The sequence below is a fragment of the Collinsella sp. CM84Y_54 genome, assembly GCF_036317945.1.
GTDB lineage: Bacteria > Actinomycetota > Coriobacteriia > Coriobacteriales > Coriobacteriaceae > Collinsella.
Window position 1 is genome coordinate 520,620 of record NZ_JAWQCX010000001.1, and the last position, 17,675, is coordinate 538,294.

The 17,675-nt window shown below is 59.1% G+C and carries 21 protein-coding genes; 1 reads left to right on the plus strand and 20 read right to left on the minus strand.

Annotated elements, in window-relative coordinates:
- Window positions 1–601: 601 nt before the first annotated feature.
- The 9 genes from V2391_RS02370 to V2391_RS02410 form a co-directional block, all read right to left on the minus strand.
- Window positions 602–2,848: a polyribonucleotide nucleotidyltransferase gene (locus tag V2391_RS02370; protein WP_329738099.1), complete on the minus strand. Its 2,247-nt coding sequence runs from the start codon at window positions 2,846–2,848 to the stop codon at window positions 602–604.
- Window positions 2,849–2,997: 149 nt separating this feature from the next.
- On the minus strand, window positions 2,998–3,276 hold the full coding sequence (rpsO, locus tag V2391_RS02375; protein WP_035138510.1) for a 30S ribosomal protein S15: 279 nt from the start codon (window positions 3,274–3,276) through the stop codon (window positions 2,998–3,000).
- A gap of 138 nt (window positions 3,277–3,414) precedes the next feature.
- Window positions 3,415–4,164: a DNA repair protein RecO gene (gene recO, locus V2391_RS02380; protein WP_329738100.1), complete on the minus strand. Its 750-nt coding sequence runs from the start codon at window positions 4,162–4,164 to the stop codon at window positions 3,415–3,417.
- 272 nt (window positions 4,165–4,436) lie between these two features.
- A complete protein-coding gene (locus tag V2391_RS02385; RefSeq protein ID WP_329738101.1) occupies window positions 4,437–4,976 on the minus strand; it encodes a hypothetical protein in 540 nt (179 codons plus the stop codon).
- A gap of 3 nt (window positions 4,977–4,979) precedes the next feature.
- Window positions 4,980–5,567: a hypothetical protein gene (locus V2391_RS02390; protein ID WP_329738102.1), complete on the minus strand. Its 588-nt coding sequence runs from the start codon at window positions 5,565–5,567 to the stop codon at window positions 4,980–4,982.
- 282 nt (window positions 5,568–5,849) lie between these two features.
- A complete protein-coding gene (locus V2391_RS02395) occupies window positions 5,850–6,182 on the minus strand; it encodes a hypothetical protein (protein WP_329738103.1) in 333 nt (110 codons plus the stop codon).
- Between the two features lie 96 nt (window positions 6,183–6,278).
- On the minus strand, window positions 6,279–7,451 hold the full coding sequence (locus V2391_RS02400; RefSeq protein ID WP_329738104.1) for an N-acetylmuramoyl-L-alanine amidase: 1,173 nt from the start codon (window positions 7,449–7,451) through the stop codon (window positions 6,279–6,281).
- Window positions 7,438–7,668 (minus strand): hypothetical protein, encoded by a 231-nt coding sequence (locus V2391_RS02405; protein WP_329738105.1) that lies wholly within the window; start codon window positions 7,666–7,668, stop codon window positions 7,438–7,440. The genes V2391_RS02400 and V2391_RS02405 overlap by 14 nt, the downstream gene beginning before the upstream one ends.
- Before the next feature lie 4 nt (window positions 7,669–7,672).
- On the minus strand, window positions 7,673–7,978 hold the full coding sequence (locus V2391_RS02410; protein WP_329738106.1) for a hypothetical protein: 306 nt from the start codon (window positions 7,976–7,978) through the stop codon (window positions 7,673–7,675).
- Here V2391_RS02410 and V2391_RS02415 point away from each other — a divergent pair.
- A complete protein-coding gene (locus V2391_RS02415) occupies window positions 7,962–8,327 on the plus strand; it encodes a hypothetical protein (RefSeq protein ID WP_329738107.1) in 366 nt (121 codons plus the stop codon). The two genes, V2391_RS02410 and V2391_RS02415, sit on opposite strands and share 17 nt — an antisense overlap.
- Here V2391_RS02415 and V2391_RS02420 read toward each other — a convergent pair whose 3' ends face one another.
- From V2391_RS02420 to V2391_RS02470, 11 genes are all read right to left on the minus strand, one after another.
- Window positions 8,328–8,888 (minus strand): hypothetical protein, encoded by a 561-nt coding sequence (locus V2391_RS02420; RefSeq protein ID WP_329738108.1) that lies wholly within the window; start codon window positions 8,886–8,888, stop codon window positions 8,328–8,330.
- 3 nt (window positions 8,889–8,891) lie between these two features.
- Window positions 8,892–9,989 (minus strand): hypothetical protein, encoded by a 1,098-nt coding sequence (locus V2391_RS02425; RefSeq protein WP_329738109.1) that lies wholly within the window; start codon window positions 9,987–9,989, stop codon window positions 8,892–8,894.
- Window positions 9,982–12,123, minus strand: a complete 2,142-nt coding sequence (locus V2391_RS02430; protein ID WP_329738110.1) for a fibronectin type III domain-containing protein — start codon at window positions 12,121–12,123, stop codon at window positions 9,982–9,984. Before V2391_RS02430 ends, V2391_RS02425 begins: the two co-directional genes overlap by 8 nt.
- A complete protein-coding gene (locus tag V2391_RS02435; RefSeq protein ID WP_329738111.1) occupies window positions 12,123–14,729 on the minus strand; it encodes a phage tail protein in 2,607 nt (868 codons plus the stop codon). Before V2391_RS02435 ends, V2391_RS02430 begins: the two co-directional genes overlap by 1 nt.
- Window positions 14,730–14,733: 4 nt before the next feature.
- Entirely contained in the window at window positions 14,734–15,066 is a 333-nt protein-coding gene (locus V2391_RS02440; RefSeq protein WP_329738112.1) for a hypothetical protein, read from the minus strand.
- Window positions 15,067–15,152: 86 nt separating this feature from the next.
- On the minus strand, window positions 15,153–15,569 hold the full coding sequence (locus V2391_RS02445) for a hypothetical protein (RefSeq protein WP_329738113.1): 417 nt from the start codon (window positions 15,567–15,569) through the stop codon (window positions 15,153–15,155).
- A gap of 112 nt (window positions 15,570–15,681) precedes the next feature.
- Window positions 15,682–16,287 (minus strand): phage tail tube protein, encoded by a 606-nt coding sequence (locus tag V2391_RS02450; RefSeq protein WP_329738114.1) that lies wholly within the window; start codon window positions 16,285–16,287, stop codon window positions 15,682–15,684.
- Window positions 16,288–16,322: 35 nt separating this feature from the next.
- The gene (locus tag V2391_RS02455) at window positions 16,323–16,673 is read right to left on the minus strand and encodes a hypothetical protein (protein WP_329738115.1); all 351 of its coding nucleotides are present in this window, start codon (window positions 16,671–16,673) and stop codon (window positions 16,323–16,325) included.
- A complete protein-coding gene (locus V2391_RS02460) occupies window positions 16,670–16,966 on the minus strand; it encodes a hypothetical protein (protein ID WP_329738116.1) in 297 nt (98 codons plus the stop codon). Before V2391_RS02460 ends, V2391_RS02455 begins: the two co-directional genes overlap by 4 nt.
- Complete coding sequence (locus V2391_RS02465; RefSeq protein ID WP_329738117.1) at window positions 16,959–17,300, minus strand: hypothetical protein; 342 nt, start codon at window positions 17,298–17,300, stop codon at window positions 16,959–16,961. The genes V2391_RS02460 and V2391_RS02465 overlap by 8 nt, the downstream gene beginning before the upstream one ends.
- Complete coding sequence (locus tag V2391_RS02470; RefSeq protein ID WP_329738118.1) at window positions 17,287–17,673, minus strand: hypothetical protein; 387 nt, start codon at window positions 17,671–17,673, stop codon at window positions 17,287–17,289. Before V2391_RS02470 ends, V2391_RS02465 begins: the two co-directional genes overlap by 14 nt.
- Window positions 17,674–17,675: the final 2 nt, after the last annotated feature.

A 17,675-nucleotide genomic window follows, 5' to 3' on the forward strand; every position in this document is an offset into this window, starting at 1 on the left:
GACGGGGCGCTTCTGGCAAACCGACCGCCGGGAACGTACAACAAAGCATCACAGAGTCGATGCAATAACCACAGTATGATACCCATTTGCCCACCAACAGACCACCCATGCATCAAAGCCCCATCTGAACCTGTGTACCTCGCCGGTCTGGTCTCAGCGGGCCCGGCACGGGCTAAGTTTCCTGCTCTACAGTCCTGCGCAAGACGGAAAGCACATTAAGTGCTTTCCTTTGCGTGCGGAACTCGCGATAAACTTAGCCCGTGCCGGGCCCGCTGAGACCAGACCTACCAATAAGAGACAGGTTTATTTAGGTAGGTTTTATCTGAGGAAATGCTGCTGCGGCTATCTACAGATCTGAAATCTGACTACTGAATAGACTGTCTAACTCAATAGCGAGCGGCACCAACCAGCCCTTTTGCTATTCCCGGCGGGGGCCGCGGGTAAAGTTTATCGCGAGTTCCGCACGAGCCGGAGAGCACTTAATGTGCTCTCCGTGCGAGCAGGACTGTAGAGCAGGAAACTTTACCCGCGGACCCCGCCGGGAATAGCAAAAGGGCGACCCCTTAGGAGTCGCCCTTGTTGAGCTGATTATGTACGGCTGTTACTCGGCGTCGTGGTGACGGCGGGGCTTGCGGCCTCCATTGTCACCGGGACGGCGCGGACGGTCGTTGCGCTCGGAGCGCTCGCGACGCGGACGCTCACGACGCTGGAAGTGCTCACCGTCGCCCTCGGAGGCACCCTCAGCACGTGCCGGGGCCTCGGGCTTATCCAGACGATCGAGCGAGATCTTACCGCGATCGTCGACCTCGATGACGACGACCTTGACCTCGTCGCCGACGTTGAGGACGTCCTCGACCTTCTCCACGCGGCCCTTGGCGACGCGGGAGATGTGCAGCAGGCCGTCCTTACCGGGCAGCAGGTTCACGAAGGCGCCGAAGGGCTGGATGGAGACCACGCGACCGGTGTACTCCTCGCCCGGCTCGGGAACCTTGATGATGAGCTTGATGCGCTCGACGGCCTGGTCGACGGATTCGCCGGTGCCGCCGACAAAGACGGTGCCGTCCTCCTGGATGTCGACCGAGGCGCCGGTCTCGTCCTGGATGCCGCGGATGACCTTACCGCCGGAACCGATGACGTCGCGGATCTTGTCGGTCGGAACCTGAATGGAGACGATGCGCGGAGCGGTGCTGCGCGTGGTGTGGCGCGGCTCGGGGATCACATCGAGCATCTTCTGCAGAATGAAGGCGCGACCCTCCTTGGCCTGCTGCAGGGCGCGGGCCAAGATGTCGAAGGTGAGGCCGGTGGCCTTGTTGTCCATCTGGAGGGCGGTGATGCCCTCGGTGGTGCCGGTGACCTTAAAGTCCATGTCGCCCAGGAAGTCCTCGAGACCCTGGATGTCGGACAGGACCACGGTCTTGCCCTCCTCCTGGATCAAGCCCATGGCAATACCGGAGACCGGGCGCTTAATGGGCACGCCGCCGTCCATAAGGGCGAGCGTGGAGCCGCAGGTCGAAGCCATCGAAGAGGAGCCGTTGGACTCCATGACCTCGGAGACGACGCGGATGGCGTAGGGGAACTCGTTCTCGTCGGGGAGCACCGGAAGCAGGGCGCGCTCGGCCAGGTTGCCATGGCCGATCTCGCGGCGCTTGGGGCTGCCCATGCGGCCGGTCTCGCCGGTGCAGAACGGCGGGAAGTTGTAGTGGTGCATATAGCGCTTGCCCTCGGTGGGCTCGATGGTATCCAGACGCTGGCCCTCGTTGAGCATGCCGAGCGACAGGACGGAAAGCACCTGGGTCTGGCCGCGCTGGAACAGGCCGGAGCCGTGAACGAGCGGCAGGTAGTTGTCCTTCACCATGATGGGACGGATCTCATCGGCGGCACGGCCGTCGACGCGCTCACCAGTCTCGACGACCATGGTGCGCATGGCCTTCTTCTCGAGCTTCTTGAGCGCCACGGGGATCTCGCGCTCCCAAGCGGCCTGCTCCTCCTCGGTAAACTCGGCGCGGATGGACTCCTTCAGAGCCTCAACCTTACCGATACGAGAGAGCTTGTCGGCATCACGAAGGGCGGCCGTCATCTCGTCGTAGTGGGCGAAGATGCGCTCCTGGACCTCCTCGACGGGCTGGTCGAGCGGGTACTCCTTCTTGACGATGGGGCCGTTGACCTGCTCCCACTCGGCGACAAACTCGTCCTGGGCCTGGCAGAAAGCAGCAAGGGCCTCCTGGCCAAACTTCATGGCGGCGAGCATGTCGTCCTCGGAGATCTCCTCGGCGCCGGCCTCGACCATCGAGATGAAGTCGGCAGAGCCGCCCAGCTCCAGGTCCAGATCGGAGTTCTCGCGCTCCTCGTAGGTGGGGTTGACGATAAACTCGCCAGTCTCCACGTTGCGGCCGATGCGCACGCAGGCAAGCGGACCCTCGAAGGGCACGCCACCGAGCGTCATAGCCAGGGAAGCACCCATGACGTTGATGACGTCGAAGGGGTTGACCTGATCGGCGACGAGCGAGGTGGCGACGATGTGCACCTCGTTGCGGAAGCCGTCCGGGAAGCTCGGGCGAATCGGACGGTCGATCATGCGCGCGGTGAGCGTGGCCTTCTCGCTGGGACGGCCCTCACGCTTGAGGTAACCACCCGGGATGCGGCCGGCGGCGTACATCTTCTCGTTGAAGTCGACGGTCAGCGGGAAGAAGTCGTAGTTCTTGCGCTCCTTGGAGACGACCACGGTGTCGAGCATCGTGGTGTCGCCCTGCTTGACCAGGCAGGCGCCGGTGGCCTGCTTGGCAAGCTCGCCCGACTCAAAGGTGTAGGTCTTGCCGTACAGCTCAAAGGTCTTGGATACGAGTGTCATTGTTCTCCTTACCCCACAGGCCCCTTGCCTGCGGGCTTCTCATGTGACGCGGGCCCCCTGCCCCCGCCACGCTTCAGAGCGTGATTGTTCACGCCCTTACACAAAAAGAGCGCCCCGCTGCGCAGGACGCTCTTAGCATGTACAAATCCTTACTGGATGTTGTCGCGGATGCCCAGAGCCTTGATGAGCTCACGGTACTCGACGATGTCGTTCTTCTTGATGTAGGAGAGAAGACGACGACGACGGCCGACGAGCATGAGCAGGCCACGACGGGTATGGAAGTCCTTCTGGTGGGACTTCATGTGCTCGGTCAGCTCCTTGATGCGCTCGGACAGGATGGCGACCTGAACCTTGGGGTTACCGGTGTCGACCGGGGTGTTACCGAACTGGGCAGTCAGCTCCGCCTTGCGCTCTTTGGAAACAGTCATTGTTTCACCTTTCGTTTTACGTCGCCCGCGGGCGACTCGATTCGCCTCGGACTGGGAAGCCGCCGGTGGAGCGAGCAACCAAGGTCGAGGTACCAACAGGTCGGTATGTTACCACAAGCAGCCCGCCCCTGCGCATCATCACCGACCCAACATGAATTCCATCGCACGGAGGCGCTGATCGGCGTGCGTCGCAGCCCAAACATGCGAAAGCCCCAGCAAAAAGGCTGCGGTATGGGGGTCGATCCTCTCGGCCATGAGAGCATCGAAGGTCATGGACATGAGGGCGCGCAGCCATGCGACCTCGCCGGTCGACACCAGCTCGGCACCCGGAACGCTCGACGCGCACGACCCGCACAGAAGCCCGCCGGCTTGGGCCGAAAAATGCGAGAGCATGGGATCGCCGCACGAGACACAAGCCGAGAAATCGGGTCGGTAACCAACGTGCGACAGCAGTTTAAAGACAAAGGCCGCCACGAGCAGGTCCATGTGTGCCGGACCGAGCCCGCTACCGACAAGCGTGAGCGCCCGCTGCGTAATGGCAAAGGTAAATGGATCCTCGGCATCCTCGAACGAGCACACACGCGCAACCTCGGCAATCGCGCTGGCGGCACAGGTCGTCTCGTAGTCAGGAGCAGCACCGAGCGGCGCCTCAATAAGCTCCGCCTGAGAAACAACGTCGAGCGAGCGGCCATGCGCCAATAGCATATCAACGGTGCAGAAGAGCTCGCAGCGGGCCGCAAGGCGACCGCCGGGCTTACGTGCGCCCTTAGCCACGGCACGCACCTGCCGACCCCGCTCGTCAAGCATCGTCAGGATCAGGTCCGTCTCTTTGAGCTTGGTTTTGTCGAGAACGAGCACCTTCGTGCGATATGTCCGGGAGCCTGCCATGCGCGCCGTGCGTCCTTAGTCCTCGGCGAAGTAGTAGATAAGTGTCCTAAAGGTCTCCATAGTGCTCCATAGTGCAGTTATACGTTTCCATAGGTCTCCATAGTAGTGCATATTTCAGAACTTATGGACTGAGTTAGGACGCGGACGGCGGCAAAACAAAAAAGGCCCCTCCCCACCATAAGGTGGAGAGGGGTAGTAGTAGGTGGATGATTTTTAATCGTCTCGGAACGTACCGACAAGGCATGACTTGTACTGCGTCATGCTCATGTCCATCAGACATCTAGCGCCATGAGCATGACTTTAGAAATGTCCACTTGTTCCCCGCTGCTGCTGGCAGCCTTAATGACAAGCTTCGTTGGCTTTGCGCCAGATGTAAGGTCGAAGCTTACAGCTTTAACGGAAGGTGTGGCGGTGAAAAGAAGCGAGCTTGAGCCAGAAGAAACGCCGCCATCGGAGTGAAGTTCCGCCGACAGCGAGCGATAGCCTGATTGCGACTTGCCATATGCAAGTAAGCAATATACCGCATCGGGCTTCTGCGTCGGAATGTCCAGCCGATATTCGATGTAATCTGTGCCGTACGCTCCTCCAGCCGGGATTACGTATGCCTTCCCGCTCTGCGTCGCCCCATTGAGAAGGCTTGGCGTGACACCACTCAGAAGGTTGTCAGACCCTTGCTGTTCGAGGGTACCGACAATGAGGTTACCGCCAGCGTCGTGGGCCGTGCGTCCCTTTGCGAGATGTGCCGCGTCGACGGTGTCCGAGGTCAAGTCAACGAGGACTGTTGTCCCATAGACGACTTTGTTAATCGCCATGCGCTACACCCCCGCAATCGTCACGGTCTTGCCTCCAGCGGAATTGTCGGTCTCGGTGTAGGGAATGGCTGCGACAGTAACGGAAGAAAGCGCGTCATAGCCCGTGTCTGCCGTTACTGTCTGCTCAGTCATGGAAGGCGTCACGCTCTTGGTCTGAAGCTTTGCCGCCTCGCCCGCATAGGAGCCGGTGACGCCAAGGATTGCGACGCCCTGCTTGATGTTTCCGGCCACGAGAGCGGTCGCGGAAGCTTCGTCAATCGTGGCCTTGCCGCTGCCGTCGTGGTAGCCCTGCGGGATGATGGCACCATCCTTGGATGATACGGTGACACCAGCCGCGCCGTTGTTCTTCATCGTTCCGACGAGCTGCGCACCTCGTGCGTGGGCGGTCTTGCCAGCGAGGATTTCCGCTACCGCCGCCGTGTCCTTGCTCGTGTCCGAGTCGCGCGTGTCGGTACCAGTGATTGCCGCGCCGCTCTTGTCGTGCGCGGTGACGCCGACGGCGAGGTCTCCAGCCGTAATCGTGTCTGCGGTAAGGTCAATGAGGGTTTGACCGCCATAGACAACCTTGTTTACGTTTTGATTCTCTGCCATTTCAATTGCTCCAATCTGCAATCTACCCTATCGTGACGGTTCTGCCGCCACTTGAGTTGCTTACCGAGCCTATTGGGATAGGCTCGACGCTTACGTCCTTGCTCATTGACCTGCGTCTTGTCGCAAGTTTCAGGCCGTCTACCGTAGGCGTCGCGTCGTATGGGCCTTCGTACATCGGATAGTTCAGCTCGCCCATGACGCTTACCGTCTGCGACATATCCATTTCGATTGATGGTCTGGACGTCAGGTCGATGTCAATCGCTATTCCTTGATTTGACATCATCAAATCTCGCCGTCCTTTATCACGTCCTCAACCTCGACGCTTGCTACGGGCGAAGCTATCGCGTGCCCGTCCGCATCCTTGGCCCTGAGCTGAACCATGGTCTTTCGCAGTTTGTGCATCGAAAGCGTCTGGGCCTGAGTGAGCGCGAAGGTCACTGAACAGCCCGCGTCCGTGCTTGCGATCACGAGCTTGTCGCGGTTCATGTCAACAGCGCTGCGGTCATTCACGACTGTTACAATCACCGTGGGCCAGACGCTCGCGTTCGATAAATCAACGCCCTTGACGTTGAGCGTGATGCTCGGGGTCGTTCCCCTGTATATGCCTTGCTCCATCTTCTTTTCACCCCTTTAATCAAGTGCGCCCCCGCCCCGAAGGGCGAGGGCCTGCCGCAACCTTTTGTGCTGCGGCCAATGCGGACATCAACACTCCTAGCAGGCGCGAGCGTAGGCTACGCCGGAGGTGGTGCCGACGGCAATCCAGCGTACGCGCCCACTGTAGCTCGTGTAACGGCCCCAGACGTACCCGCCTGACGTAACGAACGTACCGTCCAAGCTAACGGTCTGACCGTAGCGGTAGCTAGTGACCACGCCGTAGCCGGTGCCAGCGCCCGAGCGGACATTGAGCGTACCGACAACGACGCGGTAACGACCTGCGCGGTAGCCAGACTGAGCCGGGCGTGCCTGTGCAGAGGTGGACTGAGCCGCTCCAACACGGACGAGGTAATCGTTCGGATCGTAGCCGCCGGTGGGCTTGCCGACCGCGATATAGCGAGTATGACCCGAATAACTTGTGTAACGGCCCCAGACGTAACCGTTCGAGATGCAATACCAATCGTCCAACGATACGGTCTGACCGTAGCTATAACCAGCCACGACAGTGCCAGACATGGACGGCGAGGTGCGCACGTTCAGGCGACCGGTATTGCAGCGGTAGGTGCCGCCGAAGCCGGAGCCGGTCTTAGCCGTGGTGGTGGGAGATGCCACAGTGCCTCCATTGCCATCTGTCGGCGCGATGGGCGCGACATAGCCGGAACCGAGGTAAGCGGCGACTGCCTGTTTAAAATCGACCCAAGTCTTTCCGTAGGCGCGAAAATAGCCGTTCGGGTCGGTATGGTCGCTGCCGCCCCAGCGTTGCGCCGCTTCATAGTGGCTTAGCAAACGGGATGTATCCCATCCATGGGCGCGGAGCTCGTCCCCCGCCCACTTCACGGCTTCATTCCACTGCTTGGCGAAGTCGGCGGCGTTGGTGGCGTGCGCCAGCTCGATTCCGATTGTGTACCTATTGCCGTTGCCAACGTGCCAGCAAAGGCGGTTCTCGGCAACCGTGTTGTAGACCGTGGAACCGTCAAGCTCCATCACGTGGTGGACGGCGTAGGTGCCGTTGCGCGACCAAAGTAGCGTATGGTTGTAGGCAGAAGCGCCGGGGTTAGCCGTCTCATGGATTACAAGGTAAGACGCATTGAGGTAGCCGTGGCCGTTGGATACGTACTTGTTGACGCTCTGGTAGGCTTCCGCGCCGCACGGGGCGGCGAGGGCCGCTACGAGGGCGAGAATGACGGTAAAGGCGCTGCGGAGCGGCAGCTTGCGCTTAGTCTCGGTCATTCGCTCCACCAGCTTTCAGGCGGGCCGCATCGACCGCCTGCTCCGCTGCGGCATAGATGGCGGCGCTCACCACGCCACAGACCGTGCCGATGATAGCGACAGTCTGATTGTTAGTGGTGATTCCGGCGATACTCGCTGCCACGCTGCCCAAGAAGGCTGCGGTGCAAAGCCAGAATTTGCGGCTGGTCAACTTGCGGACAATATCTTCGGTAGTCATCTGACTATCCCCTTTCCGCGCACACAGGCGCACTCAAGATTTCTTGGTAGTACTGCGTTCCAACTCCATTGCCACCGAGCGCGTGGTATGCCGTATAGACCTGCTCGGTCTCGCGCTTTCGACCGTCAGGGCAATAACCCTTCTCGACCGTGCACTCGTGAATGTCGTAGAGCCTGCTGCGAAGCAGGGTCTTAGTGCCCTCTTGGTTGGCAAGGATTAGGCTGTAGAGCCGCTTCAGCGCCACCAGAACGGCCCCCAAAAGGGCGGCAACGCACCACGACAGGGCCGAGTTGATGATTGCTGCGTCCATCGCATCACCTCCCTTCCCCGGCAGTATCCGAGCGCCGTCCCAGAACAGCGATAGTGCGCATTACGTAAAGGGCAATGTCGATATTTTCACAGGTTCGGACGTTGTGAACATGAATAACAGTGACTGGCTCAACTGGCTATCACCTGAGGAGCAGAAAAAGAGGTTTGGCCGCGCCATAAATAGTGGCAGTGGTTGGGATTTTGTGTCATGCATGAACGGCGATATCAATGCGCAGGCAGCGGCAATCATCGGAACGTACTTCTATCCAGAAGGTACAATCGGTTTCTACACTAACAGGATTATTAACGGCATGTTCCGCGTTAACTATCTTGTCGTGCTTGGTAGATAACTAAGCCACGCAAAACGTCAATGACCCGCCCCAATACGAATTGTTAGTAGAGCTGACGATCTCTATAACGCCTTTCGGGCTAATGTCTATTTGACCGAAAACGTTAGTGCCCATGATTACGCAAACGCCAGTAACACGAATAACGGGCCTAACGCCCTCCGGCAATGTTGCTAAAATGCCGGTCTTACTCCATCCGAAAGATACCGTGACCATGCGCCCAACCTTCTCATATTTGCAGTATCCGGGCGCGTCGTTAGTGCTGTCGTTGCCGTAGAAATACCTTACGTAATGCGCATTATCTGCGTTTGCGAGGATTCCGGTGACAGTCACAAGCGGCCCATCCACAGTAAGTAGGCACCTATCGCCCGCCTGTGCGCCCGCGCACGTCGTGAGCATCGGCACTGCCGCGAGCGTCGCGCCGCAGAGCTCAACGTCAAGCGTAGCGCCATTATTTTTGACCACGGTACCGTAGCGTGTGAAGCTAGCCCCGGTATTCACGGGCTTGCTAAACGTCTCCGCAAGCGCCGCGCCAGCATCCATGGCAGACGTAAGCAAATCCATCATTTACACCTCGCCGAAATTACGCGATTCGATTTTCATTGGGCAGCCAGCTTTTAGGCTAATGTCAATCTTTCGCGCTGCATACCTGCGATTGATTTTGAGGGTGGATGACTCGAATCCGTGAGCATCGCCGACACTGATTGGCACATACATCGTCGTAAAGGTAATACGTCGCAAAATTGATCGCGCGCTTTTTAGCAATTCGAGTGCCTTCGTGTTAGCTAGCGCCTGAGCCTGGTCCGCAGTCGTGCCTTCCGGCAATGAACTGTAGCTATAGCTTTTGACGATGCGCCGTCCGACACTCACCGTTGACCATTCACTATCAGGGTCATCATCTACGGCAGTACCGCGCACGCTCGATTCCTGCGTGGCGTAATCAACATGCACGACATTCGAGATTGCCAGGCGGTCTAGCTCGTCCGTCGCTTGCGGCAAGACGTGGCAGCCCTCTCCTTCCGAGAAATCCCAGACAAGCGGGCGCTGTCCTTGTGCCGTATAACGGCTCATGATAACGCGCCCCATGGGGTCGGTGTATGCCGCGTTGAATCCGGCAGCTTCGAGTAGCTTGTTAATGGCGCTGAGCTTGTCGGATACGGAATCAGAGCCGCCCGATACGCCGAACGTCCAGGGTGCCGTGAGCGTGTACGTGGATGGGTCTGCCACGACGGTAAGCCCGGCAGCGCGGGCGATTGCGGCAGCTTTCGCCACTGCGTTTTCGCCCGCATCCACCTGATATGCCGTGTCGAAATCATCATCGGCAAGCTCTCGCAAGCGCCCGTAGAGGTCTGCTGTGCCGCTTCGCTTTGCGCCGTCAATCTCGATAGATGGAGTAGACACTAGGAACGTTCCGAGCGCCACCGTGCGCGAATCGTTGCCGCTCGTAGATTCCGCGTCGAGATAGATGCGCAAAAGGTCGGTGCCGATGTCGAGCGAGCCAACGTAATCAATATTTGCGGTCTCGTGCACGGACGTGTCCTGATTGCGTGTGATCGTACCGCCCGTGATATTGCCGACTTTGCCCGTTTCAAGACCGGTGCGCCTATCAACGCGCATGAATCGATAAGACGCTTTGAAGCGCCCCCGCCAAAAATCATCAGCCATTTACAGGCTCCTCCCATGCGCAAACAGTGAGCTTTGCGGACAGCTTCCACCACCCCACCGATTCCCTGGAGGTGGAGAAGTTGACTACGCCGAATGAGCGATTGCCGTAAGCGTCGCGCACCCAGCATTCGTAATAACGCCGCGCCAAAGCGTCGATGCGCGCGAAATCGCCAGAATCAATCGAGAAGCTATAGCTCTCGCTAATATCGGTTTCGCCCGTCGGCCACGCTGTAGGCATATCCGAGCCGTTGAGCAGGTGATAGGTCGTTACGTTGTGCTCGATATCCCTGCTATGTGATGGGTTGAGCTTGCCAATCCAAGCGGTGGCAGCGTCGGGGCCGAAATTGAACGCCACTCCATCCATCTTAGTGATGGTGGGCACGTTGAGCTTTAGCAGCGCGTCGGTCTCGGCGTACGCCGTGACCTCGTATTTATACTCAACGTTGAGCGGTGGTAGGCGGTCAATTGACTGCTGCCCGCTCGTTAGGTCTTTGCCGATAGTGAGCCTTGTGCCGTCGGGCGCGATGCGAACGATATCGAATCGAACCGCTTTGGGTGTCGTGTTAGCAGCCGTAACCTGGATGGTCGCGGCCATGCCATCGGTGTATTCGATATCGACGATCGGTGCGTCCGGCGTTTGCCAAGAGGAGCTAAACGGAACCGTCGCGGTTGCGCTCAGCGTCGAGCCCGCGCTAACCGTGAGGGTCAGCACGTAATTCGTATTGTTGGTAAATCCAACGTCGGAGTCGAGCGAGAGTCTGCGCGAATCCTTGTCGGGAGCGCCGGAGTAAAGTACGGTGCCGTCAGCCTTGGCAATCGTGATGCTCTGCGCCATGATGCCCGTCTTGTCGCTCGCCGTCCATGCGATATCGAGCGGGAGCATCTTGATAACGCCGTTTTTGGCGGGCGTATAGACGCTCAGCGACGGAGCAGTGGTGACCGTGAAGCTCGCGTATGAGCTCCATTCGCCCCAATCGGCATGCTTGCCCTTGGTGCGCACTCGCACCTGATACGCACCGTTCGCCATGTTTGCGATGGTGTAGCTTGAAGCCGTGCCCGAAATGTTATGGATGAGTGAAGCGCCGTCTTTGACCACATCCACCTGCGCCGCGCTCTGAGCGGTGCCGTCCAGGTGGTTTCGCGTCCAAGTAATCACAACGTTAGACCCAGTGGCATATGCCGAGTTGAGCGCGCCTAGCGAGGGCGCGAAAGGCGGGCAAATCGTGACGATTGTGCTGGATTCGCCCCACGCGCCCGCGATACCGTCAACGACAGCGCGAACACGGTACTTGATGGTGCCTGCGGGCGGGGTCGTGTCGCGCAGATTCTTACCGGATGCGATAAGCGTCTTGTCCGTCCATGTCTTGCCAGCATCGGCGGTCACTTGGCACTCGTAGGAATCGACGTATGCGGGTGCTTTCGTGATGGTGAGCATCACGGACGAAATCGTATCCTTCGCCGCGCTGATGGACGGGGCAAGCGGGGACGTGTACACGGTAACCGCGCTCGATGCGCCGGACGTGCCGCCTGCACCCGTCGAATACACGGTATACGTGTACTTATGGCCCGCTTCGGTCGAACCATCGTCGTAATTCGTCGTTGCGCGCGAATCGTACAGGGTGGTGGCGGTGGTGCCGTCATCCATCAAGCGCTTTACGATGTTGCCGCTAACGGGGTGGAGGCTATCGCTAACGACGTTTTGCCACGTGAGCTTATGGCTCGTGTCGGATACGCGCTCGACCGCCAAGCCCGTAGGCGCAGCCGGGGCCTTGTAGTTAATCGCCGGAACCCAGACGTTGGCGGACGTGCTGGACGTGCCGTTGTGGTAGCCGCCCACCAGCTGCATAACGCCCGAGACGGGCACATTGAAGCCACTCGCGCTTTTATTGACGCGAACGGTTTTCGTGGCAAACAGCTGGTTAACCGTGCCGCCGCGCGGGCTATAGGCATTTATTCGGCCACTGCTCGCACTCTCTCCGTTCACCGTTGCCGTGCCGATAGCACCCGTTTCATAGCCCCACGCGATAGAGCAGAAATAGGTTTTGCACGTTACGTCTGCCTGCGTGTCAGACTGCCACGTGATGCCATACTCGATGCCAACGCGCCAATGCTGGACTGTATTACCGTACTGCATTACATCGCCCCCGCCGTGCGTCGTGCATAACCGACAATCGTATTGATCGCGTTGACTACTTCCTCATCGCGTATGCCGCCCGCGTCCACGCTCAGGTTGCCGATAGACAGCATTGAGTAACCGCCGCCCGGCGTTGCGCGCCGTGCCGCGATATTGCCCGTGACGCTCGCGTCGGCAGCAAACGCCAGACTTTTAGCGCCGAAGAGCTCCTGAACATCGCTTAGGGCCGATTTAGTGGAGGATACGACGCCGGATGCTGCGCCGCCGATTCCCTCGCCGAATGAGGTCATGAGCGCGCGGCCTGAGTACGTCGTATATCCGTGTCCGGAGAAGGGTCCCGTCTTTGCCGGTGAGAACGGGAAGTACGCGCGCACCTGCGCCACGGCGTTGGACACCGCCGAGGTAACCGAGCCGATAGCGGACATGATGCCGTCCTTCAGGCCGTTAAGAATTGCCCTGCCCGACTCGACCAGCCATGAGCCAGCACCGGCGAAGAATCCGACAATTTTATCCTTAATCGATTTGACCGTGTTGTACACAGCGTTGACACCGGATGTGGCCGCGCTCTTGATGCCGTTCCAAATCGAGCTAAAGGCGCTCTTGATGCCGTTCCAACAAGAATCCCAAGCGCCCTTGATGGTGCCGAGCACAGAGCTGATGATGCCTGAGATAGCGTTGATAACTGAGCTAACGATATTCTTAATACCGTTCCACACCGTGGAGGCAATGGCTTTAATGCCCTCCCACACGCCAGACCAATTACCTTGGATAGCCGCTAGCACCGTACCGATAACAGCGTTAATGACCTGCATAACGGTTGTGATAACCGTTTGGATAACGGGCCACACAGCATTGATTACAGCGGCGATAACGGCGCACGCCGTAGAGAATACCGTTTGGATAATCGGCCACACAACGGAGATAACCGCCATGATAACGGTCATCACAGTAGTGATGATGGTTTGAATCACGGGCCACACTGCGTTGATAACGGCCATGATAACCTGGCACGCCATCGAGATGTAGTTCTGCACCGTGGGCCAGACCTGCGTAACGATGAGCTGGATAGCGCTCATAACGACGGAAACGACGGCTTGAATCACGGGCCAAACAGCCTGGATGATGCTTTGAATCACAGAGCAAGCCGTGGTGAAAGCCGCCTGAATCGTCGGCCATGCCGCCACGACGAAATCTTTAACAGCGCTCATTACCTGCGTTACGACCTGTTGGATAACGGGCCAGTATTGGGTGACAGCGCCCTGAATCACAGAGCAAGCCGTGGTAACTGCCTGCTGGATGTAAGGCCACACCTGGGCCGCCGCCGATTGGATACCAGACCAGGCAGAGTTGATAGCGTTGCGCACGTCCTCGTTAGTGTTATAGAGCGCCGCAAGGCCAACAACGACCGCCGCGATTGCAGCGATTATCAGGCCAACAGGGCCGCCCGCAACGGCAGACAGCGCCGCGCCAAGCGACTTGAAGCCAGATACGATGCCAAAAACCTTCTGCATTCCACCCATAACAGGCAAAAGCAGAGTAAATGCCGTGATAGCGGGCATGATAGCGGGTGCAAGCTGGTTGAAAGCGTTAACGATTCCATCAAGGAAACCGCTAGGCAACGCGCTTTTGATTTGGGCGAAAACAGAAGCGATGCCGCTCACGCCTTTTGAGACAACATCCTTGATGCCGTAGATAACCGTAGCGATCGCATCAGCGGTCTTGCCAAAGCTACCGCTAAAGGCGTTAATCGCGCCGGAGATGTTTTCAGCCCCAAACGCATTGATAATCGTCTGAACGGCTTTCGCCACACGGTTTGAGATGTTATCAAGCGCGGTGCCGATGCCCTGCGTCGAATCCTTGGCCTGCTGCGCGAACGATGCGAATCCGTCCACGCCCTCTTGGTCGAGTTTCAGAACGGCTGCGTTGAAATCATCCATCGTAATGGAGCCGTCTTTTAGGGCATTGTACAGGTCTTTTGAGTTGGCAGTAGGGCCAATGAGCGCCTTAGCAACCTGGTTGAGCTGACCGGGCATGACCTCTTGCAGGGTCTTCCAGTCTTGCAGTTCAGGCTTGCCTTTACTCAGGATTTGGCTGTATTGCTGCATCGCACGGGAAACATCGGCGGTCGATGCGCCGGATGCGAGGCACATGTCGTTGAACGCGATGCCGATGTTTGTAGCCTCGTCCAGACCGCCGCAGAGCGGGGCCAGTTGCTGGACCATGCCGGTCAGCGCGGGAAGCGAGGTCGGCAGTCCGTCAATAGAAGCGCTCATCTTCTTGATTGATGCCGTGGCGTCGTCGCTTGAATACCCCAGGTTCTTCATGACCTTGGGGAAGTTGTTCATGGTGTCGACGCGACCGATTGCACTTCCCAGCGAATTTGAGATAGCGTTGAACGCCTTGCTCGTGACGCTCGAAACAAGGCCCATGACCGCACCGGCCTTGGCGGATAGCCCGGAGCTGAACTTGCCGCCAGCGTCTGAGCCCGCCTTGCCGCCAATCTTGGATGCGCCGGAGAAAGCGCCGTCAAGCTGGTCGGCGATTGATGATGTCAGGTTATCGAATTTCGGCGTGAGCAGCACGGAGCCGCTCGCCACATCAGCCATTCAATCACCCCTGTTCGCCCTTTCCCTCCATCTCTACCGTGATGGCGGAGGGTCGGCGGGGAGCGAAAAGCAGCTCGTCCACCCTCGTCCTGCTCACATCGAGACGGTTCTTCGTTTCTTTCTTCTTGGATGCCTTCGGGCGCGGTATCGGCTTGGGCTTCCTGCCCTTGCCTCCGCCCAACCCGTAGGCGATATTTGCGAGCTGGTCGGCGATGAGCGCGAGGATGTACGTCTGCTCATCCCATGCCAGCTCGGGGTGTAGGCGTTTCAGCGTGCGCGACGATAAGGGGAGCTGGACGGCAAGCACGGCGATAGCGCCGAACTCGCCCGCGTCCATCAAATCATCTAGGTTGAGGCTGTAATACTGCTGGAAGTCGGCGTAAAGCTCGTCTCGCCCGTCGAGCAGGACGGGAACGAGCGCCGCTAGTTTTTTACTTCGATGCCCTCGAACAGCGCATTCTCGATGCGCATGATTTCCTCGAAGTCCTCATAGCCCATCTTGGCCTTTACGACCGCGCACACCTTGTCATCGACCTTGCCGCCGAAAACGAAATCGTAGAGCGCCAGAGCGTCGGAAACCGGAGCGTCCTTGCCCTCGTTCGCGTATTTCTGGAACTTGCCGAACATGCGGATGAACTCGCGCGACTTGATGCGTCGCATGTCGATTCGGTACGTCTCGCCCTCGAACTCGATATCTTTCTCATATGGTTCCTTGCAACCCTGGACTACCTTGAAGTTCGGCTCGCGGTCCATGTAACGCGCCGTGATGGACTCGCGCTGGTTCTCCTTGGCGGTTGCGTACTCGCGGAGCTGCTCGGGGGTCATGTCTTCTATATTCATTTGAATCCTTTCGGTAGGCTCATGGAGGACGGGGGCAACGGCTCTAGCGCCTACTACCAGAGCCGCCGTCGCCGCCCTCCATGCGAAACGGGCGGTTTTGGTCGGGATGCCGCTAGGCGGCAACCGTGGTGGTGTCGTAGATGTACTCGCGCATGGTGTCGCCGTCGAAGAAGTCGGACGGCAGGCACTTGATGGTCGGCGCGTAGGATGCGAGGTCGGAGTTGTTCATCTCCATGTCGTCGCGCTCGACGATCACGCCGTTGGGAACGACAACGCGCTTGACCTTGGTGTCGGAAACGACGCAGTCAAAGATGTAAAGATGCGACGCAGTGAAGTTCTTGTTGTGGCGCACGGTCGTGGTGCCCTTGCCGTCAGTAGTGACGTTGGCGTCGCCGTAGACGGACTTCAGCACTGAATCGCGGGTTTCGAGGAAGTTGACCTCGATGGTCTCGCCGAAGCTGGACATGGGCGACGCCACGATTACCCCAGACCAATCCGAGATATCGTCGGTGTCGGTATCGGCCGCGATGGTGATGCCGTCCTCGGAGATGTAGCCGAGAGATTGAAGGCTAGAACCCGTCTTGCACAGCTCGGCAAGGGTCTTGGTCATATCAAGGAACGGGGTCGGGTCGGTACCGGCAGGGGCGACACAGGCGTAACCGCCCTCGCGGCCCTTGGCGATACCGAGGTTAGAAGTATCGAGCATGGATTCAGCCATGTTGCTATTCCTTTCTCATGAAAAGAGCCGCCATGCTATGGGCGCGTGACGGCGTAGAAGTCGAGTTGATAGCGCGAAGACCCGCTATCGGGGTCGGGGAAGGCGTAGATGCCGCCGACGGAGCATGAGCACACGTTGGGACACGTCTCGCGCATGTTGATGAGCACCTCGCGCGCCATGAGCGCGAGCGTGTAAGCCTCCGTCTCACTTTCGGCCCACACCTGGACGGCGAGGTTCGGGGAGTCTTTGCCGAGCGAGTAGCCGCCGCCCGTGCGCTCGACGGTAGTGAACCGTTTGGTGCGCTTTGCGGGGACGGTAGAGCTGGACGGGACGCCCAGGCCTTTTCGGAGCGCCGCGCACGTCGCCGCGATCACGTCAAAGCTCATACGCCGCATCCCTTCTTTAAGGTGTTGTGTTTAAGGTTGTCGATGTATGCGTCGGAGTTCGCCACGCCCACGCGAGCGGATGCCGTCTTGCTTAGCATCTTCAGTTGGCAGTCGTACTCGGGGTTTCCGTGCGGAAGGTGCGCAAGCGCGTTGCATCGCGCCGCCGCCTTCTCGCCTTGCGCCATGAGCATGGAGGACACAGCTCCGCCCTTGGTTATCTCGACGATTCCGCGCTCGACTGGCCTGATTCTGCCGACGCGCCGCATCTTCAGCGACCATCCGCCCTTAGCCATCGCACACCCCGCATTCGACGGGGCGGTTCCACTCACCCGGGCAGTTCGCGTCAAGGTAGGGCTGCGGGTCTCCGATGACGGGGTAATCGCGTCCTCCATACCTAATCAGGCAGTCGCGGAGGGATGCCGTATACGTCTTGGGGAAGTGGAAGGTCATGGAGACGGTCACGCCGTTCGGGCGGGATGCCTCCAAATCAGTTGTTGCGCCCGGCTGCGGGAGGACGTTGGCGACGGGCTCGGAGACCCATTCGCCGGGCACCTCGTTGCCGTGCGCGTCCACGCCCGTGCCGTTACGGCGCAAGACCTCGACGGCGCAACCGCTAATCAGCTGCATAGCGGTCACCCGCCATCATCCGGCAGGAAAGGACGGCACCGGAGCTAAGCCCCAGAAGGTCAAGCTCGGACGGAAGAGGGCGCATGTACTGGTCGAGCAGCGATACGGACGCCGTGTAGCTGCCCGCCGTCTGGCTGTACTGGCTCACGCCCTCCATGCCCTCGGGTGCCGACAGGGCGCGGTTCGCCATAGCCATGCACACGGTGGAGAGGTTGAGATCCAATACCTCGTCCTCCCCCGCCGCGTACCAGTCCATCTTGCCCAAGAGGTAGCCGGTCGCTCGCAACAGCAGCGCGTCTAGCCGCTTCTCGTCGGCTACCGCGCCATAAGCCGCCTCATATTCATCGGCGGTCGCAAATGCCTTGATAGCCATCG